Genomic DNA, 20,428 nt, shown 5'->3' with positions numbered 1-20,428 from the left:
AGTCCGTTGACCCGGATGACCCGGAGGCCCGGTGAGACACCGCCGGGCCGCCCCACCGCAGAACCGCCTGCCCCACTCTGCGTGCACCCCGCACACCAGGGGCGAGGTCTCGGCAAGCGCATCATGGCCGAGCTGACCCAGGAGTTGGAGGACCGAGCGCCCGCCACCGCCTACGTCTCGCCCATCGCGGACGGCCCCGCGCGCTTCCTCTACGAGAAGTTCGGCTTCGCCGACACCGCCGCGCACGGCTCGGTCGGCATGTACCGCCTGATGGGCGGCAGTTGAGAGCCGGCGTCAGGGCGTGACCCGCCCGTTTCCAGGGCGTGACGCGCCACATCGCAACCGGACGCGGCGAGTTGCCGCCGCCGCTTCGATGGCGTCCTGCTCACCCTGCGCGCGCCCTGTGTGCCCTGCTCGGCACCGACTACGGGAGCGGACCCGAGGGCCGCACCCGGATCGGATCGTGACTGAGCGCGGCACATGGCGGGTTGCGCCGGATGCCGCGCTCGAATCGTTTCAGCCTTCGCGGCTCGGCGGCGCGCAGAGACGCTCGTCGCCGTGCCCGACTGACGCTAACTCACTGCTCGTCGAGGTCGTCCTGGATGTCATCGATGGACTGCTGCCTGCCCTGCTGCTGGCGCGACTTGTCCTGCGCCTGCTGGCCCCGCTGCTGCGCCTGCTGCCTGGCCTGCTGTGCCTTTTCCCGGGCCTGCTGCGCCTTGCCCTGCATTTCGTCCTTCATCCCCATTGCAGATGCTCCTTCATACGTAGGAATACGGGGCGGGTGCCCAGATCGATGATGCTGGAGCGGCCGGGCGCCAGCTCTCCCGCAGGGGCAAAGGGGTGAACGGGGTCGGGCCGTCAGCCGTCCGTGCCCGGCGGCACCGGTATGGGCCGCAGTCCGTCCAGGGCGAGGTCGAGGAGGCGTTCGGCCTGCTCCCGCTGCTCGGGCCTCGCCGAGGTGAGGGCGATGCCGGCGAGGGCGGCGAACATGTCGGTCGGCAGGATGTCGGACCGGATCACGCCGGCGGCCACTCCGGCGTCCATCAGGGAGGACAGGGCGGCCTGAATCATCTCGCGGCTGTCGGCGTACGGGTTGGCCCCCGAGGCGACGACGGCACGCAGGGCGTCGGCCATGCCGAGTTTGGCGGTGGCGTAGTCGATGAAGCGACGCGTCCACGCGCGCAGGGCCTCGCCCGGCGGCATGGTCGCCAGGAGGCCGGGGACGGCGTCGCACAGCCGGGCCACCTCATTGCGGTAGGCCGCTTCGATCAGTGCCTCTCGGGTCGGGAAATTCCGGTACAGGGTGCCGCTTCCCACGCCCGCTTCCTTGGCGATGCGCTCGAAGTGCGCGTCCAGCCCCTCCTCGGTGAACACGCGCACCGCCGCGGCCAGGATCTTGTCCCGGTTGCGCTGTGCATCAGCCCTCAGTGGACGTTCTGCGGACGGCGCCATCAGCGGCTCTCCCCTCATCACCATTGCCAAGTGGAGGCATCGCCGCTTAGCGTGGATGAAGTGGCGGCGCCTCCACTTCACTCTAGGGCATGCCCCGGCCTGCCCTCACCCTCCTCCCGGAAGGACTGTCGATCATGCAGGGAATCGAAGGCAAGGTCGTGGCGATCACCGGCGCCGGCAGCGGAATCGGTGAGGCAACGGCGTTGCTGCTCGCCGAGCGCGGCGCGAAAGTCGTCCTCGGGGCACGCCGCACCGACCGTCTGGAGGCCCTGACCGCCCGGATCGAGAAAGCCGGCGGCGAGGCCGCCTGGGTCCGCACCGACGTGACGCGGCGCGCGGACCTGTCCGCTCTCGTCGAGCTGGCCCGCGACCGGTTCGGCAAGATCGACGTACTCGTCGGCAATGCCGGGGTCGGCCTGATCTCCCCCCTGGACGAACTCCGCGTCGAGGACTGGGAGCAGATGATCGACGTCAACCTCAAAGGCGTGCTGTACGGGATCGCCGCCGCCCTGCCCGTGTTCCGGCAGCAGGGCTTCGGACACTTCGTCAACACCGTCTCCACCGCCGGACTGCGCGTCGTTCCCCTCCAGTCGGTCTACGCCGCCACGAAGAACGCCGTCCGCACCCTCTCCGAGGGCCTGCGCCAGGAGGCCGGCGACAGCCTGCGCGTCACCGTCGTCTCACCGGGCTTCGTCCGTACGGACTTCGCGGAAGCCATGCCGAACCCCGAGGTCAAGGCCCAGATCCTCGACCGGATGGACAAGATCGCGATCTCGCCGGACGCGGTGGCCCGCGCCATCGCGTTCGCCGTCGAGCAGCCGGACGGCGTCGACGTGGGCGACATCGTCGTCCGCCCCACCGCACAGGACTGACGGCCCGTTCCCCACCGCTCGGCGGCCTGCCCGACGCCGACCGTCTCGTACGTCGCTCCCCGCCTCCCACCCGCAGGGAAGGTGGGGGCTCGCCCCGAACAGAGTGCCCGGCGTGACATCTGTCACGTGACCGCGGCCCGGTTCCGCGAGCCCCAAGCGGCGGGGACGACCAGGTTCGCGCGCCGAGCGCGCCCCCGGCCGACGCCGGTCGGACGGGCACCGCGCCACTCGGCCGACACCGGCGTTCGTGGCCGGTTACCGTTGCCGCGACCGCGCCGATGAAGAAGACGTCCTGCTCGCAGGAAGACGTCCTGCTCGAAGCCGGTCGGCCGGTCCAGGTGACGCCTACGGGGACAGCGCGGGCGGCCCCACGTGACAGAGGGAGATCCAATGAGCAGGGCCAAGCGGACGGACACCCGGTCGCCTGAGGTGCACGTGGCCGACAGCCACGAGCTGATCCGTGTGCACGGCGCGCGCGAGAACAACCTCAAGGACGTCAGCATCGAGATCCCGAAGCGCCGGCTGACGGTGTTCACCGGTGTGTCCGGCTCGGGCAAGAGCTCGCTGGTGTTCGACACCATCGCGGCGGAGTCGCAGCGGCTGATCAACGAGACGTACAGCGCCTTCGTGCAGGGCTTCATGCCGACACTGGCGCGGCCCGAGGTCGACGTCCTCGAAGGGCTGACGACCGCGATCACCGTGGACCAGCAGCGGATGGGCGGCGACCCCCGCTCCACGGTCGGCACCGCCACCGACGCGAACGCGATGCTGCGCATCCTGTTCAGCCGGCTGGGGCGGCCGCACATCGGCTCGCCCAAGGCGTTCTCCTTCAACGTCGCCTCGATCAGCGGGGCCGGGGCGGTCACCGTCGAGCGCGGCGGGAAGACCGTGAAGGAGCGGCGCAGCTTCAGCATCACCGGCGGCATGTGCCCGCGCTGCGAAGGCCGCGGCGCCGTCACCGACCTCGACCTCACCCAGCTCTACGACGACGCCAAGTCCCTCGCCGAGGGCGCACTCACCGTCCCCGGCTACAAGGCGGGCGGCTGGAACCACCGGCTCTACAGCGAGTCCGGCTTCTACCCCCCGGACAAGCCGATCCGCACGTACACGAAGAAGGAACTGCACGACTTCCTGCACCGCGAGCCGACCAGGATGAAGATCGCGGGCATCAACATGACCTACGAGGGGCTGATCCCCCGCATCCAGAAGTCGATGCTCGCCAAGGACAAGGAGGCGATGCAGCCGCACATCCGGGAGTTCGTGGACCGTGCGGTCACCTTCACCACCTGCCCCGAGTGCGACGGCACCCGGCTGAGCGAGGGGGCCCGGTCGTCGAAGATCAAGCGGATCAGCATCGCCGACGCCTGCGCGATGCAGATCAGCGACCTGGCCGGATGGGTGCGCGGCCTCGACGAGCCGTCGGTGGCACCCCTGCTCGCCAAGCTGCAGCACACCCTGGACTCGTTCACCGAGATCGGCCTCGGCTATCTCTCGCTCGACCGGCCGGCGGGCACGCTGTCGGGCGGTGAAGCACAGCGCGTCAAGATGATCCGGCACCTCGGCTCCTCGCTCACCGACACCACCTACGTGTTCGACGAGCCCACCACGGGTCTGCACCCCCATGACATCCAGCGGATGAACGACCTGCTGCTGCGCCTGCGGGACAAGGGCAACACCGTGCTCGTCGTGGAGCACAAGCCGGAGATGATCGCGATCGCCGACCACGTCGTCGACCTCGGCCCCGGGGCCGGCACGGCCGGCGGCACGGTCTGCTTCGAGGGGACGATCGAGGGATTGCGGACCGCCGGCACCATCACCGGCCGCCATCTCGACGACCGGGCCATCGTCAAGGAGACGGTCCGCACACCCACCGGCCGGCTCCCGATCCGCGGCGCGAGGACGCACAACCTGCGCGACGTCGACGTGGACATTCCGCTGGGGGTGCTGGCCGTCGTCACCGGCGTCGCCGGCTCCGGCAAGAGCTCGCTCGTGCACGGGTCGATCCCGGCCGGTGCGGGTGTGGTGTCGGTCGACCAGGGTGCGATCCGCGGCTCGCGACGGAGCAACCCGGCGACGTACACCGGGCTGCTCGACCCGATCCGCAAGGCGTTCGCGAAGGCCAACGGCGTGAAGCCGGCGCTGTTCAGCGCCAACTCCGAGGGCGCCTGCCCCACCTGCAACGGCGCCGGCGTCGTCTACACCGATCTGGCGATGATGGCCGGCGTCGCCACCACCTGCGAGGAGTGCGAGGGAAAGCGGTACGAGGCCTCGGTGCTGGACCACCACCTCGGTGGTCGCGACATCAGCGAGGTGCTGGCGATGTCGGTGACCGAGGCCGAGGAGTTCTTCGGTGACGGCGAGGCGCGCACCCCCACCGCGCACAAGATCCTCCAGCGACTCGCCGACGTCGGGCTCGGCTACCTCAGCCTCGGTCAGCCGCTCACCACGCTGTCCGGCGGCGAGCGGCAGCGGCTCAAGCTGGCCACGCACATGGCCGAGAAGGGCGGCGTCTACGTCCTCGACGAGCCGACCGCCGGTCTGCATCTGGCCGATGTCGAGCAGCTGCTCGGTCTGCTCGACCGGCTCGTCGACTCCGGCAAGTCGGTCATCGTCGTCGAGCACCACCAGGCGGTGATGGCACATGCCGACTGGATCATCGATCTCGGCCCCGGCGCCGGTCACGACGGCGGCACGATCGTCTTCGAGGGCACGCCCGCGGATCTGGTCGCCGCCCGCTCGACCCTCACCGGTGAGCATCTGGCGGCCTACGTCGGCGCCTGACCCAGGGCCTGCCCGATGGGCCAGGGCCGGAAGGGCCCTGACCCATCGGACAGGCCCGAGGCCCCGGCGGAACGCCGTGAGTCCCACGTCCCGCCGTAACCGACCGAGCGTTTCAGGCGGTTCGGCGCGTACGCCACACAGCGGCCGGGCATCCGGCCGGAGGCGTACCGCCCGAGGCCGGACGGGAGCATCGCTCAGGTCCGCGAGCCGGGGATGTGACGGCTGGGTGACGCACCCGGGCATCACCGCCCGCGTCGCGTTCACACAAGCATGACCTTTCAACGCCTTCACGCTCTCCGGCGGCGATCTCCCTTCCCCTCCCCGCCATGTCTCTGCCTTCCTGGAAGTGCAGCCCTTTCGGTTCGTGCGGTGGTCAACCGCGCCGTCGGGGAGGGAGAACGGCATGGCAACGGCCCGGATGGAACACTCCCTGTCGGTCCTGGAGCGGGTGAACGACCCGGGCGCGCTGCGGTCGCTGCCGGACGGGGAACTCGCCGTGCTGGCAGCGGAGATCAGGCGGTTCCTGGTGGAGAAGGTGTGCGCCACGGGTGGTCATCTGGGGCCGAATCTGGGCGCGGTCGAGCTGACCCTGGCGCTGCACCGGGTCTTCGACTCCCCGGATGACGCGCTGGTCTTCGACATCGGCCACCAGGCATACGTGCACAAGCTGCTGACGGGGCGTCGGAACCGCTTCGACTCGCTACGGCAGCAGGGCGGCCTGTCGGGCTATCCCTCGCGCCGGGAATCCGTGCACGACCTGGTGGAGAACTCCCACGCGTCCACCGCCCTGTCGTACGCGGACGGGCTGGCCAGGGCACGGCAGTTGGCCGGCGAGCAGGAGCGTGCCGTGGTGGCGGTCATCGGGGACGGGGCGCTGACCGGTGGCATGGCGTGGGAGGCGCTGAACAACCTGGGCGGCGCCCCGGATCGACCGGTGATCGTGGTGGTCAACGACAACGGCCGCTCGTACGCCCCCACCACCGGCGCGCTCGCCGAGCACCTGCGCCTGCTCAGGTACGGAGGCGGCGCGGAGGCATGCCGGAACTTCTTCACCGACCTGGGCTTTGCCTACTTCGGGCCGGTGGACGGGCACCACACCGCGGAGGTGGAGGGCGTGCTGCGCCGGGCGCGTGCCCTGAAGCGGCCGGTGGTGGTGCATGTCATGACCGTCAAAGGCAAGGGCCATGCGCCGGCCGAGGCGGACCCGGCGGACTGTCTGCATGCCGTCGGCGTGGTCGACCAGGCCACCGGTCGGCCCGTCGGGGAGCCTTCCGCTCCGTCATGGACGAGCGAGTTCGGCCGGGCGTTGGTGGAGGTGGCCGCGGACCGTCCCGAGGTGGTCGCGGTCACCGCGGCGATGCTGCTGCCCACCGGGCTCGGGTTGATGAAGGAGCGGTTCCCCGAGCGGGTCTTCGACGTGGGGATCGCCGAACAGCACGCCGTCACCTCGGCGGCGGGCCTGGCCATGGGCGGTTTCCATCCCCTCGTCGCCGTCTACGCGACGTTCCTGAACCGGGCCTTCGACCAGGTGCTGATGGATGTCGCGCTGCACCGGCTGCCGGTCACCTTCGTCCTGGACCGCGCCGGTATCACCGGGCCGGACGGGCCGAGCCATCACGGCATGTGGGATCTGGCGCTGCTGTCCATGGTTCCGGGGCTGCGCCTGGCTGCTCCCCGCGATACCGCCCAGCTGCGCCGCCTGTTGACGGAGGCGGTCTCCTGGGGCGAGGGCCCGACCGCGCTGCGGCTGCCCAAGGCCGCCGCCGGCGCGGGTATCGGGGCGCTGGCCCGTATGGACGGGATGGACATCCTCCACCGCAGCAAGGGCCGTCCGCTGGATGTGCTGCTGGTGCCCGTCGGACCGCTGGCCCGGGCGGCCCTGGAGGCGGCCGGTGTCCTGGACGCCGAGCACGGTATCGGGGTCACGGTCGCCGACCCGCGCTGGGTGTTCCCCGTCAACGAGGGGCTGGTGTCACTGGCCGCCCGCCACCGGCTGGTGGTGAGCATGGAAGACGGCGTACGCACCGGCGGTGCGGGCACGGCGCTGGCCGGGCGGTGCCGGGAGCAGGGCGTGACCACGCCCGTTCAGGTCCTCGGCCTCCCCCACGCCTTCCTCCCGCACGGCCCCCGGCCAGGGCTGCTGGCCGAGGCAGGGCTGGACGCCGCGGGCCTGGTCCGTACCGTCCTCGCCTCCCTCGACCACCGCCACCCGGCCCCTGCCGCACCCGGACATCTCCTGGGAGGGACCCAGTGACCGCCATCGATCTCGGACTGCCCACCCTGCCCACCCCCAGGACTCCGGTGCGCCGCCGCCCCACCCGTCAACTCCGCGTCGGGACGGTGCCCGTCGGCGGCGGGGCGCCGGTCAGCGTGCAGACCATGACCACCACCAACACCGCCGATGTGGACGCCACACTGCGACAGATCGCCGCGGTGACGGCAGCCGGGTGCGACATCGTCCGCGTCGCCGTGCCCTCCGCCGACGATGCCGAGGCCCTGCCGAAGGTCGTGGCCAGGTCGCCGATCCCGGTGATCGCCGACATCCACTTCCAGCCCCGCTACGTCTTCGCCGCGCTCGACGCCGGCTGCGCCGGGGTCCGCGTCAACCCCGGCAACATCAAACGGTTCGACGACCAGGTCGCCCGGATCGCCGAGGCCGCCTCGGCAGCCGCGGTGCCGATCCGGATCGGCGTCAACGCGGGCTCCCTGGACCGGCGCCTGCTGGCCAAGTACGGCGCAGCGACGCCCGAAGCGCTGGTGGAGTCGGCGCTGTGGGAAGCCTCCCTGTTCGAGGAGCACGGCTTCCGGGATCTGAAGATCGCCGTGAAGCACCACGACCCGCTCACGATGATCGCCGCCAATCGGCTCCTCGCGGGCCACTGCGACTATCCGCTGCACCTGGGCGTCACCGAGGCGGGCCCCGCGTTCCAGGGGGCCATCAAGTCCGCGGTCGCCTTCGGCGTCCTGCTGTCGGAGGGAATCGGTGACACCATCCGCGTCTCCCTCTCGGCCGACCCCGTCGAACAGGTCAAGGCGGGCTGCCACATCCTCGCCTCGCTCGGTCTGCGCCCCCGCAGGCTCGAAATCGTCTCCTGTCCCGGCTGCGGTCGCCTCCAGGTCGACATCCACGGACTCGCCGCCCGGGTCGAAGCCGCCTTCGACGGCTTCCCGCACCCCCTGCGCATCGCGGTGATGGGGTGCGTCGTCAACGGCCCCGGAGAATCGAGGGAGGCCGACCTCGGCGTCTCCTGCGGCAACGGCAAGGGCCAGATCTTCCGGCGCGGCCAGGTCGTGCGGACCGTCCCGGAATCCCGTATCGTCGACGCGCTCCTCGACGAGGCCCTCGCCCTCACGGCAGTGGCCGATGCCGCGGCAGAGAGCACCCGACACCGCCACGGCAGGTGAACGGCCTTGACCACCGCGCCCGTCCGGCCGGACGCGAAGCCGCTGGACCTCCAGGCCCTGCGCCGCCTGGTCGGCAACCCGCAGCTCACCGCCGCGGAGGCGGCCCAGGTCCGCGACATCCTCACCGTCACCGAGGCCCGCACACAGGTCGAGGAGCTGATCGCCGAGCGGCGTGCGCGGGTGCTGCGGATGCTCGCCGCCGCACGTCGCATCCGCCCTGTCGCCCGGCAGACGCTGCAACAGCCGGCCGACACCGCGACGCGGCGTACCTCCTGACCACGTCACCGCCGGCTCACCGCGTGCCGCTCGTCCGCGGCCCCCTCTCCTCCCTGGCGATCTGAACGTCGTTGCCCTGCCCGGCAGTTCACCTACGGCTCGTCCGCATCCGGTTCACCGCACTCGACGACGAACCCTTGTGCTCGTTTCTGTTCTACAGAACACTCTCAATGAACAGAAACGAACACCACTGAACATTTCCGAGTCATGGGCGACGACCGGTCGAGCCGAGGAGAGCAGACATGACGCAGTTCAGCCGACGTGGATTCCTGAGCGCGGCCGTGGTGGGTACCGCGGCCGTGGGTGTCTCCCTGGGCGGCAGCCGTACCGCCCTCGCCCAGGCCGCGAGCCCGAGGGGACTGACCATCCGCGGAAAGGAGTTCCTGCTGGACGGCAAGCCGTTCCGGATCCTCTCGGGTGCCTTCCACTACTTCAGGACGCACCCCAAGGACTGGCGCGACCGGCTGCTGCGGATGCGGGCCATGGGCCTGAACACGGTGGAGACCTACGTCGCCTGGAACTTCCACCAACCGTACGAGAGAAAGGCCGACTTCACCGGATGGCGCGACGTCGCCGCCTTCCTGCGGACCGCGGACGAGGTCGGGCTGAAGGCGATCGTGCGACCGGGACCGTACATCTGCGCGGAATGGGATTTCGGCGGTCTGCCCGCCTGGCTCCTCAAGGACAAGGACGCGCCGCTGCGCCGTTCCGACCCCGCCTACGAGCGAGCGGTCGACACCTGGTTCGCCGAACTGCTCCCCCGGCTCGTCGACCTGCAGGCCACCCGCGGCGGTCCCGTCATCGCCATGCAGGTCGAGAACGAGTACGGCAGCTACGGCGACGACCACGCGTATCTGGAACATCTGCGGGACACCATGCGGGCCCAGGGCATCGACAGCCTGCTGTTCTGTTCCGACGGAGCCACCCAGGAGGCGCTGCGGGCCGGCAGCCTTCCCGATCTCCTGGCTACCGTGAACTTCGCCGGGGATCCCACCGGTCCCTTCGCGGAACTGCGGGAATTCCAGCCGGACAAGCCCCTTTTCTGCACGGAGTTCTGGGACGGCTGGTTCGACCACTGGGGCGAGCGGCACCACACCACCGACCCGGCGCAGACCGCCGCCGACGTGGCGAAGCTCCTCGAAGCGGGAGCGTCGATCAACTTCTACATGGCGGTGGGCGGCACGAACTTCGGCTGGTCCGCCGGCGCCAACCTCAGCGGCAGCGCCTACCAGCCCACCGTCACCAGCTACGACTACGACTCCCCGATCAGCGAATCCGGCGAACTCACCGAGAAGTTCCACACCGTGCGCGACGTGCTCGCCGCATACACCACCGTGCCGAACGCTCCGCTGCCTCCCACACCACGCCGGATGCCGCCCCAGAGGGTCGCCGTCCGCGAGTCGGTGCCGCTGCTGGACGCCCTCGACGCGCTGAGCACTCCGGTACGGCGTACCACGCCCGTCCACATGGAGGCCCTCGGGCAGCCGCACGGACTGATCCACTACCGCACTCGGGTACGCGGACCGCAGGGGGCCAGGGGCCTGAGGATCACGGGACTGGGCGACCGTGCGCTGGTGTTCGGCGACGGCAAGCGGATCGGCACCTTCGACCGCAACCAGCCCGACCACACGGTCGACTTCACCGTTGTCGGCGCCTCCGGCACCCTCGACCTGCTCGTGGACCCGACCGGACGCGTCAACTTCGGCCAGGGCCTCAACGACCCCAAGGGCATCAGCGGGAAGGTGCTCCTCGACGGCCGGGAACTGCACGACTGGGAAATCCGCCGCCTCCCCCTGGACAACCTCGCAGCTCTGACGTTCCACAGCGAGGACACCCCGGCCGGCCCCGCCTTCCACCGGGCCCGGGTTCACGTCGACACCCCCGCGGACGGCTTCCTCGCCTTTCCGGGCTGGGACAAGGGCATGGTCTGGCTCAACGGCTTCGCCCTCGGCCGCTACTGGTCCCTCGGGCCGCAGGTCACCCTCTACGCGCCGAGCCATCTGTGGCGGAAGGGGCGGAACGACCTCATCGTGCTGGAGATGGAACGGGCCGGAGACCGGATCGAAGTGCGCTCCGCGCCCGATCTCGGGTGAGCAGACCCCTCTCTCGCAGGGCGGCCGGCAGGGCACGCCGTCCGTTGCCTCGCTGCGACGAGCGCCCAGACCACGTCGGGGCAGTGGAACGGTGAAGCCTCGCCGCCCATCCGCCCACTGAAGCGCGCCGTCACCGTCCCCCGGATCCGCCGGCTGTCCCGGAGCTGGACCTCGGCACCGGGGGACGTACGTCTTTCGTCGGCCGCCACGTCGACTCGCGGTCGGCGCCTGCGTGTTCTTCACGTTCCGCGTGCCTCGTGCCACATACGTTAAGAGCCACGGCGCGTGCTGAACGCCGGCGAGTCGCCCCGTGCGACTTTCGAGGGACAACCCGCCCCGAGCCGCTCCGTCCGCTACGGGGAGTTGTCGAGTCGACGGAGGAACAACCAGATGGACCGCAGCAGTAGTGCCATGCGCACCGTCACCCTGAGCGGTGTCCCCGAAATGCTGATGTGGAATCTGTATCACCGTGCATGGGAAGCGCGCCGCCCCCAACCGGTGCTCCACGACCCGAAAGCCGCGGAACTGGTCGACATGCTCGACTACCTTTTCGAAAGGCACTTCGGGCGCCCCATCGGACTCGTTGCCCAAGGCCATGCGCTGCGAGTCCGCACCTTCGACACCGCGGTACGGGAATTCCTCACCACCCACCCCGACGGCACCATCGTGCAACTGGCCGAGGGCCTGGAAACCCAATTCTGGCGCTGCGACAACGGCCGCGCCCAATGGCTCGGCGTCGACCTTCCCACGTCACTCATCCCCGAACTCGCGCATGTGGGCGTGGAAAAGCTCTGTGATGCATAGTCAGGCGCATTGGCCGGTCCATGTGACGATCGACGGTGCGACTCGCAGGACGAGCGGCCGAATTCTGGAAGGAATGCTGCGGTGAACGTATTGCTGGTGACCCATGGCTCGCGCGGTGATGTCCAGCCGTTTCTGGCGCTGGCGTCCGGCTTGACGGCAGCCGGGCACGCAGTGACGTTGATGGGGCCATACACTTTCGTGGAGTTGGCCCGCTCGGCGGGCGTGCGTTACGTTCCGGTGTTGGACGGCCCCCTTGAGCTCTACACCGATCCGGTTGTCAGGAGAGCCAATGAGGATCGCCGCGGACTGCGCGGAATTGTGCGGGGCGTGCAGTGGTTCAGGCGGAACAGACCGCAGTACGTGAAGCTCCTCGAAGATCTGACGGCCAAGGTCAAAGCACAACCCCGCCCCGATGTCGTGGTGTTCGCACCCTGGTTGCCGGCGCAGCACCTCGCAGAGTGGCTGAAGGTGCCCGCTGTGCCGGTGTGCTTCCAGCCCGGCTGGGTTCCCACCCCCGACTTCGTCAATCCTCTGGCACCCGGACGACTTCCCGCGTCGCTGAGCCGGGCCTCCTACGCTCACGCCGAGTTGCCGGTCCGTCTTCTGTACGGCTCGGCACTGGCACGACTGCGATGCGAATCGCTGGGGCTGTCGGATCGCGGGAGCAAGCTCAGTATTCTGTCCCGGCCCGACGGAGGGCCGGCCACGGTATTGCAGGCATTCGATCCCGGTGTACTGCCCGGCACTCCTCGGTATCCCCCCACCACTCACACCACGGGCTTCTGGCATCTGCCGGCTACGGGTGACTGGCGCATGCCCGCGGACCTCCGCGCGTTTCTCGATGCGGGGGAACGGCCGGTGTACATCGGATTCGGCAGTATGGCCGGGAGCCGTGCCGCCGCGAAGAGCAGGGCCGTTCTCGCGGCCGTCCGGCAATCCGGGGTGCGCGCTGTGATCGCCACCGGCTGGGGTGGGGTGCGCGCTCCGGACGGGGAACAGGGCCACGGCGTTGACAAGGTGTTCTTCATGAACGAGGTGCCGCACGAAGAGGTCTTTCCGCACATGGCCGCGATCGTGCATCACGGTGGCGCCGGAACCACCGCATCGGCCCTGCGCTCGGGCCGTCCGCAGGTCGTGTGCCCTTTCACCTTCGACCAGCCGTTCTGGGCTCGGCGCATGCACGCCCTCGGTCTGGCGCCACCGCCCTTGCCGCAGTACCGCCTCACTGCGGGGCGTCTGGCCGCATCACTGGACCGCGCAGTGCACGATCGCGAACTGGCCGAAGCCGCCGAGCAGTTCGCCCTGCGGACTGTCACCCGGAACGGGGTGGAAAAGGCCGTCGAGGTGATCGAGACCGTTGCGGAGTCCGTCTAGGCGGCTTCGTCCGCCTCGGCACCGTCATCGCTGCCGCCCTGCTCATCCCGCCCGCAACCCGATCACGCATGCCTCCCGCCGTCCAAAGGCAGTCGGCCTCGGCGTCGGCCACCGGTATCAGGAACTGGCGCGGGTGAGCCCCCGGTCGTCGGTGAACTTCACCCCGCCCGCGTAGGCGGCGAGGTGGACACCGGCCGGAACGTCGAGGGTCTTGGTGACGGTGGTGGCAAGAGTGGTGGGGTACTGGAGCCCCCGGTGCCCCCGGGGGGAGTCACACCGGGCGGGGTCGTACCGGTGAGGGCGAGGTACGTGGTCGAGCCGGCCGGGGAGTCGCCGACGGGGACGGGGGCGGTGGCGGTGGCGGTGGCCTCAGCGGTCCACGGGAAGCGGTTGTTGTCGAAGGTCCGGGTGCCGGTGACCTTCTTGCCGACTGCCGCGAAGTCGACCCAGCCGTGGTTCTTCGGCGGGACGGAAGAGGACCGGCACGGCGTCACGGTGACTTGGCGCCGCCTGAACGGACCCGCGCAGTCCCGGCACTGCGCGGCTGCCGTGCCGGCCCTGCCGCCGCCCACCACCGCGGCCCTCTGCCCATAGCTCCCGGCAGCCGAGCGCGGGACGGGGCATGGGCCAACGCCCACCTCCGCGGTACCGCGGCACGACACGCAGGGACCCGCGAATGCGCCGAGATCACGGACCGTGCCGCCATCGCCATCGCCACCACAGGTCTCCGGCCGCCAGGAACACGCTCACCGGAAACATGCGACAGCAATAACCGGGCGCCGGGAGACAGCGGAGCTGTGATGCGGAGCGACCTGCGGGCAGGTCTGCCCCTTCCCGGATCACGGCCCGCGGCGACGCCCCGTCGACGGGGCAAGCCAGGGAGGGCGCCCGGACAGGGAGGAGGCTGGACTTCCGCCCTGATGCGCCCAGCCCCGGGTCGAGGCCGACGCGCTGCCGCGGGTCAGGCTCTCCCAGCGGTGCTCGCCTCTGGTGGGCGCACCATGAAGACGTCGATCGGGTCCTCGGCTTCCACGCGGAATCCGTGGCGCTCGTAGAGCCGGCGGGCAGCGCTGCCCTGCAGGACGTTCAAACCCACGGTCACGCCCAGTGCGTCGGTCCGTTCCAGCACCGTGCGCAGGACAGCCGATCCGAGCCCCCGGCCCTGATGGTGCGTCACGAGGTAGAAGTGCTCCAGCCACCGCCTCTCTTCGGCGGGCCGGATCGTGACGCATCCTGCGAGATCACGGTCGAGCATGATGATCGACGTGTGCTCCGTGGAGAAGGAGTCCCTCAGCCGCTGCCGCACCCGGTGCTCGTCGTAACGCCCAAGGCGCTCCAAATCCGCTCGCATCACCGTCGCCCGCAACTCCGCGATCGTCTCGATGTCCGCTGCCGTCGCAGCACGCAGCATCCAGCCCGCGGCATGCAGTGATGTGGTCCGTGCAGGCATCGCTCTCTCCGATCGCCGACCGCTCCCCATCGCCCCGGCATCCATGGCCGGAGTATCTCAACCCGCCTGTTCTGAAAGGCACATGGGTATCCCAACCGGTTCGCCGGGCCCGCGACACGCCGACCACGGAAGGGGCGCAGCACTGTCCGAGGTCGGATCGATCCGGCGCGTCGGCGAATTCTTTCGTCATATTTCGTATTAACCTTCCGCAACTGGACGAACTCGGTACATCACAGATCAGATCTGCTCACACTTCCGGAGAAGAAATGCACAAGCTTCACAAGGCTGCCGTCCTGGCCGCGGCCCTCGGCAGCATCGCCGCATTCGGCACCGGCACCGCCCACGCGGGCGGCCGTGGCGGCGACAACTTCAACGTCAGTCAGCACACCTCCTGCCGCTCCCACGACCTGAACGTCGACGTGCTCGGCGAGGTCGGGATTCTGAACGGCGTGCTGGGCAACGCACTCAACGGCGAGGGCTCGCCGGGTGCGCAGGCCACCTCGATCGGTTCCAGCATGGGCTGCGACGACACGGTCGGGGGCCATATGGGCGACGACGAGGGGCACGGCCATGGCGGCGGCGGGGGCGGCGGCCATGAAGGCGGCGAGGGCGGCGGCCATGAAGGCGGCGGCGAGGGCGGCGGCCACGGCGGCGGCAAGTAAGGGACACCAGTAGCGAGATGGGCCCGGCGTCCGACCGATCAGCCTGACGCCGGGGCCGTCCACATCCGCGCTCGGGGGCCTCGTGGAGTTTTCCAATACACCCGCGCGAACGCGAGCGTGGCCATATCCGAGACCGGTTACCGTTCCTGAACTCTCCGCCGCGGTGCCTTCACCATCGCGACGCCGAAAGCGGCATCTATTGGCCCCTGGGTAGGACCCCTTCGAGTGATTGCTGTTTCTCGGTTCATCCAACGGAGATTGTCTTGGTGGCGCTACTCAACAGGAGGAATTCATGCGCGCACATACCGCTATCGCCGTGGTGGGCTTGACCGTCACCGCTCTGTTTGCCGGTGCCGGGGCCGCTGCTGCGAACAACCATGACGCCCATAGCACTGGAAACGGCATTCACAGCCCGGGAGTTGGCTCTGGGGGCGGTGAGCAGCCTCCCCTGGACATCTCGGATAATGCCGCCGGAAACACGGGGACCGCCAACAGCGGACTGAACCAGACCTTCGGCGAAAACGGCTTCAACGGCTGACATGCCGTATCGCCCGTGCGGCCCTGCCCCATCCACTGGTCCAAATGGAAGAGGCAGGGCCTACGCCGTGCGCAGCCGGGTGCCGGTCTCCGCTTCCCCGCCGGAGGCCACCGCCCAGCCCATTTTTCCGCGCTTGCCTTCCCGGTCCCGGTCGAACACCGTCCGCAGGTGAACGAAGGTCTGGCACAGATCCTCGGAGTGACGAATGGGGACCGGCCTGCAGCACTCCGCGCGAACGCGAACGGGGAGAACCGCCGCCGCGTCGATCGACCGGCGTAGTGGTGGACGTCGCTCGGCCAATCCACCGCACTGCGGTGGCTGTCGCCTCTCTGTGAACCCGGTCGTTCGGCCACGGGGATGACGCAGGCGCCAGGGGCTTGATGGAGTGACGGCATGACCACACTGCCGCACCGCGTTCTGCGGGCTCTTGACGAGTTCAATGCCGCGCACCCCTGGGACCACAACGCCCACTACCACCGCTGGATCCTGCGACAGCTCCCCCGACACTTCGACAGCGCCCTGGACGTCGGCTCCGGCAGTGGCGACCTTGCCAGGCTCCTGGCCGGGCGCGCCGGCACGGTACAGGGCATCGACTCCGACCCGAAGATCATCGCCCGGGCACGGGAACTCACCCCTCAGGCAACTCCCGTCACCTTCACGACCGCAGATGCGCTGACCGGGATCCCCGCAGACTCCTACGACGTCATCACGTGCGTCGCCACGGTCCACCATCTGCCGTTCGCCGATGCGCTCACCGCCTTCCGCAGGCACCTGGCGCCCGGTGGAACCCTGGTGATTCTCGGTCTTTCGCGCCCGACGACGCCAGTCGACCAGCTGCTCGGAACCGTGGCCAGCCCAGTCAACGCCGCCACGGGCTGGCTCAAGAACAGGGGCCGCACAGCACCTCGTCCCCTCTCGATGACGGCCACGACCCGACCAGCGGACATGGCCTTCCCCGAGATCGTCCGCGAAGCCCATGCAGTCCTGCCCGGTGCCCGACTGCGCCGCCGGCTGTTCTGGCGCTACACCCTCGTATGGCACCACCGTTGAACGGCCCCTCGGCCCCGCTCTCTTGGGGCGACGGCCTCGTGCGCCGCCGCCTTCCGTTCGCCGACTCGATCCCCGATCCCCAACGCGTGAAATGATCCGCGCGGCGCCAAGCGGCGGGCGCGGTGCTGCCGGGAGCCGACCTCACCGGAGCCGACCTGCGGGACTGCACCGGTCTCACCGCGGAACAATTCGCGGACGCCGACGGCGACGCCTCCACGCGGTTGCCTGTCACCCGCACAGGCCCAACTCACCGCCGGGCGGCCTCGGGACGACCTCCTGCTGCCCGACCTGCCGATTCCCTCGCGCCCGTGGCCTGGTATCGCCGGAAGTCACCGCCCCGCCCACCGACACCGGCCTGTGACCGTCCCCACATTCCTCTGATGTCACAATCGCCGTGCCTGCGGTGTCCTCAGGGTGTGAGGTCGATCTGATCGGAGGTGGTTGTGGTGGCACGGGTGCTGGTGGTCGGCGCCGGCTACGCGGGGGTGATGGCCGCGAATCGACTGGCGGTCACGGGGCGGTCCGACGTGAGTGTGACGGTGGTCAATCCTCGGCCGGAATTCGTGGAACGTGTCCGGTTGCACGAGCACGCGGCGGGCGGGGCGAGCGCGGTACGGCCGTTGAGCGGTCTGCTGCACCGCGACGTGCGACTGCGGGTAGCGACGGTGGAGGCGATCGCGGAGCGATCCGTGCTGCTCGACGACGGTGGGGCAGTCGAGTTCGACTATCTGCTGTACGCGGTGGGAAGCACGGCTCCCCGAGACCCGTCCGGTTCCGGGAACGCATGGAGTGTCGCCGACCTCGACGGCGCCGATTCGTTGCGTACACGACTGCGGCGACTGCCTGCAGGAGCGCATGTCGTGGTGGTCGGTGGCGGCATGACAGGGATCGAGAGTGCCGCCGAAATCGCCTACCGGTACCCGTCGTTGAAGGTCGAGTTGGTCTCCCAGTCGGTCGCCGGGTGGCTGCCCGGATCTAGCCGCGTGGACATGGGACGCAGGCTCGCGAACGCCGGGGTCGTGGTGCGCACCGGACTGCGGGTCACCGGAGTCCGCCGGGACGGCGTCGAGACCGATGCCGGCCCGCTGCCCAGCGACTGCACGGTATGGGCGGGCTCGTTCGACGTACCGGACCTGGCACGGCGCAGCGGCCTGCCGGTGACCCCCGACGGGCGCCTGCGCACCGACGACGCTCTGGTGTGCCTGCACCATCGACGCATCGTCGGCGCCGGTGACGCGGTTGCACCACCCGAGCCGGTCGGGGGTCACCTGCGGATGAGTTGTCAGGCAGCGCTGCCCATGGGCGCCCATGGCGCCGACACCGTGCTCGCGCTCATACGGGGTGAACAACCCGCGCCGGTGTCGATCGGCATGACCGGCCAGGCGATGAGCCTCGGTCGGCGTGACGGGTTCATCCAGGCCACGCACCGGGACGACACCCCTCGGGGGTTCGTGTTGTCGGGGCGGGTGGCGGCGGTGGTCAAGAAACGAGTGTGCCGCTACACCATCACCTCGATGCGGTTCCCACGTGCCTACCGTTGGCTTCCCGGCGCGACGCCGACGGAGCCCGCGCCGACCCCGGCAGCAGTCCGCTGAGCGGCCGCAGTCCGCTGAGCGAGGTGGGATCGGGCGGCAGGCGAACCGCCACCCCGATCCGACCAGCACCACACCGAAATCGTGGAAGTGAAAGGAGCAACGTCATGAAGGCCGTCATCGTGTGCACCTCCGTGTCGCACGGCAACACGAAGAGGATCGCCGACGTCATGGGACAGGTCCTGGAGGCTCCTGTCGTCAACCCCGAACAGATCGACAGCGCAGAGCTCGCCGGCTACGACCTGGTGGGATTCGGCTCGGGAATCTTCCTGCAGAACTTCCATCCGCGGCTGCGCCGGTTCGCCCGGTCGCTCCCGACGGGGGGACACAGTAGGGCGTTCGTGTTCGCGACCAGCGGACTGCCCGAACCTCCGATCCGCCCGTTCACCCGCCCCCTCGTACGGCTTCTCGACCGGAAGGGTTTCGAGGTGGCCGACACCTTCACTTGCCGCGCGTTCGACACCTGGCTTCCGATGAAGCTCGTCGGCGGCATCCACAAGGACCGGCCCAACGCCACCGATCTGGAGGCGGCGCGCACGTTTGCCGAAACGCTACGGGCTCGGACCGGTGCGGTGTCCTGACCGGCCCGGCACGTCACGGGGTGACCAGGCGGAGGCGCCGGATCAGGACGGGCTGATCCGGCGTGCCTCCTGGAACAGGCCCTCTGCCTCGGGCCATGCCGGTGGGGTGTACGCGGACGAGTTGTTCACCGTGCACCGCCGGCGGGCCACCCCCGATCCCTGGCCCTGGCCCGATTCCTGGCCCTGGCCCTGGCCTTGCCCCGGCCCGCCGAAAGAACCGTCGGCGAGTGCCCGGCCCGCGCTGTCAGCCGACCCGGCGGGCCAGCACCTGTCCAGGCCAAGTCCGGGACAGGAAAGGGTCGGTGCGGGTGAAACCGTTGCGCTCGTAGAACGCGACCAGCTCGCCCCCGCCACCCGCCCAGCAGTCGACCCGCAGCAGGTCCACTCCGGCCCGCCGGGTCTCCGCGGCGGCATGGGCCAGCAGCGCCGCTCCGATGCCCCGACCTGCGTACCGTCGGTCGGAGATCAACAGCCGGACGTATCGCTCGGGTTCCGCTGCCGGCGCGATGGGCATCTGCGGGCTGGGCCCGGAGTCCAGCACCAGGGCCCCGACGGGCGTTCCGTCCAACTCCGCGATGTACGGGGAGTTCTCGGTCGTGTAGCGCTCGACCCGGGCCGGCCCGCCGGGCTTCTGTGAATACGGTGTCGTGCCCCACTGCTCCGTGTTGCCGCGCGCGTTCATCCAGACCACCGCGGCGTCGAGCATGTCCAGAATGGCCGGGGCGTCGGCCAGGCTGCCTGGTCTGATCCGTATGCCATGTGTGGTGTCGTTCATGGCGGAAGCTTAGACACCGTCGGGCGGATCACGGGTCGAGCCGCGGCCTGATCGCAGCGGTCGTGGCGGCGCCGTACAAGCCGGCGGGCAGCGTCCGGCCCGGCCCTCGCCAACGTCTCGGATGGTCTGCATTAGCGAGGCGTTATCGGTGCGCTAGTGATCTCCGCCAGAGTCATGTGCGTCCGAGGGAACTCGTTGCGGGCCGCATCGGCCTTCAGCATCCTTTCCGCCCGTCGAAACGGGGACGCACGATCTGGCACAGATGTCGGGATGCGGACGACGATGGACGACCACGGTCGTGCCAGGCAGGAAGGCCGAGAGGAAAGCAAAGTGGCATGGTCGAGAATTTCACGAGCGGGGTCGGTGCGGCAGCGCAGACAATTACCTCTTCCTTCTCACTGTTGACCATCGCGTAGCTCGCGGCCGAATTCCGTCGGCGACGGTTCCGGTATCGGTACCGGTCCCGGGCAGCTGCTCGGCGAACCGGCGGACGGAATGGCGTCGGATCCTGGTAGCCACTGTCGGCGCGACGGGCGCCGGCCGCAGTCGTCCGTTACGTCGCGCCGGGCCGAGGCATGGCAGGCGGTGCCGCGGATGATCCCGACATCTGCGCTTGTGGGTTACCCGGTGGCCGTGGCGAAGGACGGGCTCATTCGCGCGAGAGGGGCGCGAAGGGCCGTCGAGGGTTACCGGGCCATTCCCAGCGAAGGTCGGCAACCC

At 69.8% G+C, this 20,428-nt stretch carries 18 protein-coding genes and 1 pseudogene; 14 read left to right on the top strand and 5 right to left on the bottom strand.

All coding sequences use genetic code 11. The features are described from left to right. Window positions 1-75: 75 nt before the first annotated feature. A pseudogene (locus tag GR130_RS17650) lies at window positions 76-285 on the top strand (GNAT family N-acetyltransferase); the annotation flags it as partial. 292 nt (window positions 286-577) lie between these two features. Here GR130_RS17650 and GR130_RS39835 read toward each other — a convergent pair. Together GR130_RS39835 and GR130_RS17645 are read right to left on the bottom strand one after the other, a co-directional pair. Then, the gene (locus tag GR130_RS39835) at window positions 578-742 is read right to left on the bottom strand and encodes a hypothetical protein (protein ID WP_201305271.1); all 165 of its coding nucleotides are present in this window, start codon (window positions 740-742) and stop codon (window positions 578-580) included. Between the two features lie 119 nt (window positions 743-861). Beyond that, window positions 862-1,455, bottom strand: coding sequence for a TetR/AcrR family transcriptional regulator (locus tag GR130_RS17645; protein ID WP_159505625.1), 594 nt, complete (start codon window positions 1,453-1,455; stop codon window positions 862-864). A gap of 134 nt (window positions 1,456-1,589) precedes the next feature. Here GR130_RS17645 and GR130_RS17640 point away from each other — a divergent pair, with 134 nt between their 5' ends. The 8 genes from GR130_RS17640 to GR130_RS17605 all read left to right on the top strand — a co-directional run bounded on the left by GR130_RS17640 (window position 1,590) and on the right by GR130_RS17605 (window position 13,060). Further along, window positions 1,590-2,327 carry an SDR family oxidoreductase gene (locus GR130_RS17640; RefSeq protein ID WP_159510053.1) on the top strand — a complete coding sequence of 246 codons (738 nt, stop codon included), beginning with the start codon at window positions 1,590-1,592 and terminating at the stop codon, window positions 2,325-2,327. Window positions 2,328-2,717: 390 nt separating this feature from the next. Continuing rightward, window positions 2,718-5,108, top strand: coding sequence for an ATP-binding cassette domain-containing protein (locus GR130_RS17635; protein WP_159505624.1), 2,391 nt, complete (start codon window positions 2,718-2,720; stop codon window positions 5,106-5,108). Between the two features lie 403 nt (window positions 5,109-5,511). Then, window positions 5,512-7,362 (top strand): 1-deoxy-D-xylulose-5-phosphate synthase, encoded by a 1,851-nt coding sequence (locus GR130_RS17630; RefSeq protein ID WP_159505623.1) that lies wholly within the window; start codon window positions 5,512-5,514, stop codon window positions 7,360-7,362. After that, the gene (gene ispG, locus GR130_RS17625; protein ID WP_159505622.1) at window positions 7,359-8,513 is read left to right on the top strand and encodes a flavodoxin-dependent (E)-4-hydroxy-3-methylbut-2-enyl-diphosphate synthase; all 1,155 of its coding nucleotides are present in this window, start codon (window positions 7,359-7,361) and stop codon (window positions 8,511-8,513) included. Before GR130_RS17630 ends, ispG begins: the two co-directional genes overlap by 4 nt. Before the next feature lie 6 nt (window positions 8,514-8,519). Further along, window positions 8,520-8,789: a hypothetical protein gene (locus GR130_RS17620; protein ID WP_159505621.1), complete on the top strand. Its 270-nt coding sequence runs from the start codon at window positions 8,520-8,522 to the stop codon at window positions 8,787-8,789. A 242-nt stretch (window positions 8,790-9,031) separates the two neighbouring features. Continuing rightward, the gene (locus GR130_RS17615) at window positions 9,032-10,882 is read left to right on the top strand and encodes a glycoside hydrolase family 35 protein (RefSeq protein WP_201304917.1); all 1,851 of its coding nucleotides are present in this window, start codon (window positions 9,032-9,034) and stop codon (window positions 10,880-10,882) included. Window positions 10,883-11,272: 390 nt separating this feature from the next. Then, window positions 11,273-11,686 (top strand): class I SAM-dependent methyltransferase, encoded by a 414-nt coding sequence (locus GR130_RS17610; RefSeq protein ID WP_236573091.1) that lies wholly within the window; start codon window positions 11,273-11,275, stop codon window positions 11,684-11,686. An 81-nt stretch (window positions 11,687-11,767) separates the two neighbouring features. Continuing rightward, entirely contained in the window at window positions 11,768-13,060 is a 1,293-nt protein-coding gene (locus GR130_RS17605) for a glycosyltransferase (protein ID WP_159505620.1), read from the top strand. Window positions 13,061-13,218: 158 nt separating this feature from the next. On the opposite strand, the gene GR130_RS40550 is transcribed toward GR130_RS17605, so the two are convergent. Both GR130_RS40550 and GR130_RS17600 read right to left on the bottom strand, forming a co-directional pair. After that, a complete protein-coding gene (locus tag GR130_RS40550) occupies window positions 13,219-13,554 on the bottom strand; it encodes a hypothetical protein (protein ID WP_236573090.1) in 336 nt (111 codons plus the stop codon). Between the two features lie 467 nt (window positions 13,555-14,021). Continuing rightward, window positions 14,022-14,510 carry a GNAT family N-acetyltransferase gene (locus GR130_RS17600; protein ID WP_236573089.1) on the bottom strand — a complete coding sequence of 163 codons (489 nt, stop codon included), beginning with the start codon at window positions 14,508-14,510 and terminating at the stop codon, window positions 14,022-14,024. 266 nt (window positions 14,511-14,776) lie between these two features. On the opposite strand from GR130_RS17600, the gene GR130_RS17595 reads away from it, so the two are divergent. The 5 genes from GR130_RS17595 to GR130_RS17570 all read left to right on the top strand — a co-directional run bounded on the left by GR130_RS17595 (window position 14,777) and on the right by GR130_RS17570 (window position 18,933). Next, window positions 14,777-15,172 carry a hypothetical protein gene (locus GR130_RS17595; protein ID WP_236573088.1) on the top strand — a complete coding sequence of 132 codons (396 nt, stop codon included), beginning with the start codon at window positions 14,777-14,779 and terminating at the stop codon, window positions 15,170-15,172. Between the two features lie 292 nt (window positions 15,173-15,464). Further along, a complete protein-coding gene (locus GR130_RS17585; RefSeq protein ID WP_159505617.1) occupies window positions 15,465-15,710 on the top strand; it encodes a chaplin family protein in 246 nt (81 codons plus the stop codon). A gap of 393 nt (window positions 15,711-16,103) precedes the next feature. After that, window positions 16,104-16,760 (top strand): class I SAM-dependent methyltransferase, encoded by a 657-nt coding sequence (locus tag GR130_RS17580; protein WP_159505616.1) that lies wholly within the window; start codon window positions 16,104-16,106, stop codon window positions 16,758-16,760. Window positions 16,761-17,206: 446 nt separating this feature from the next. Next, window positions 17,207-18,355 carry an NAD(P)/FAD-dependent oxidoreductase gene (locus GR130_RS17575; RefSeq protein WP_159505615.1) on the top strand — a complete coding sequence of 383 codons (1,149 nt, stop codon included), beginning with the start codon at window positions 17,207-17,209 and terminating at the stop codon, window positions 18,353-18,355. Window positions 18,356-18,459: 104 nt separating this feature from the next. After that, a complete protein-coding gene (locus GR130_RS17570; RefSeq protein ID WP_159505614.1) occupies window positions 18,460-18,933 on the top strand; it encodes a flavodoxin family protein in 474 nt (157 codons plus the stop codon). 244 nt (window positions 18,934-19,177) lie between these two features. Here the strand turns inward: GR130_RS17570 and GR130_RS17565 are convergent, their stop codons facing one another. Continuing rightward, the gene (locus GR130_RS17565; RefSeq protein ID WP_159505613.1) at window positions 19,178-19,708 is read right to left on the bottom strand and encodes a GNAT family N-acetyltransferase; all 531 of its coding nucleotides are present in this window, start codon (window positions 19,706-19,708) and stop codon (window positions 19,178-19,180) included. Window positions 19,709-20,428 lie beyond the last annotated feature (720 nt).

Origin of the sequence: Streptomyces sp. GS7, assembly GCF_009834125.1 — a bacterium.
In the GTDB taxonomy this organism is placed as follows: domain Bacteria; phylum Actinomycetota; class Actinomycetes; order Streptomycetales; family Streptomycetaceae; genus Streptomyces.
Note: the sequence above shows the minus strand (reverse complement) of the source record. Positions and strands in the feature narration are given on the sequence as shown.

Coding starts and splice junctions, on each gene's coding strand:
- GR130_RS17645 (WP_159505625.1), bottom strand. CDS start 1,455: ATGGCGCCGTCCGCAGAACGTCCACTGAGGGCTGATGCACAGCGCAAC.
- GR130_RS39835 (WP_201305271.1), bottom strand. CDS start 742: ATGAAGGACGAAATGCAGGGCAAGGCGCAGCAGGCCCGGGAAAAGGCA.
- GR130_RS17630 (WP_159505623.1), top strand. CDS start 5,512: ATGGCAACGGCCCGGATGGAACACTCCCTGTCGGTCCTGGAGCGGGTG.
- GR130_RS17600 (WP_236573089.1), bottom strand. CDS start 14,510: ATGCCTGCACGGACCACATCACTGCATGCCGCGGGCTGGATGCTGCGT.
- GR130_RS17635 (WP_159505624.1), top strand. CDS start 2,718: ATGAGCAGGGCCAAGCGGACGGACACCCGGTCGCCTGAGGTGCACGTG.
- GR130_RS17640 (WP_159510053.1), top strand. CDS start 1,590: ATGCAGGGAATCGAAGGCAAGGTCGTGGCGATCACCGGCGCCGGCAGC.
- GR130_RS17580 (WP_159505616.1), top strand. CDS start 16,104: ATGACCACACTGCCGCACCGCGTTCTGCGGGCTCTTGACGAGTTCAAT.
- GR130_RS17615 (WP_201304917.1), top strand. CDS start 9,032: ATGACGCAGTTCAGCCGACGTGGATTCCTGAGCGCGGCCGTGGTGGGT.
- GR130_RS17570 (WP_159505614.1), top strand. CDS start 18,460: ATGAAGGCCGTCATCGTGTGCACCTCCGTGTCGCACGGCAACACGAAG.
- GR130_RS17595 (WP_236573088.1), top strand. CDS start 14,777: ATGCACAAGCTTCACAAGGCTGCCGTCCTGGCCGCGGCCCTCGGCAGC.
- GR130_RS17610 (WP_236573091.1), top strand. CDS start 11,273: ATGGACCGCAGCAGTAGTGCCATGCGCACCGTCACCCTGAGCGGTGTC.
- GR130_RS17585 (WP_159505617.1), top strand. CDS start 15,465: ATGCGCGCACATACCGCTATCGCCGTGGTGGGCTTGACCGTCACCGCT.
- GR130_RS17565 (WP_159505613.1), bottom strand. CDS start 19,708: ATGAACGACACCACACATGGCATACGGATCAGACCAGGCAGCCTGGCC.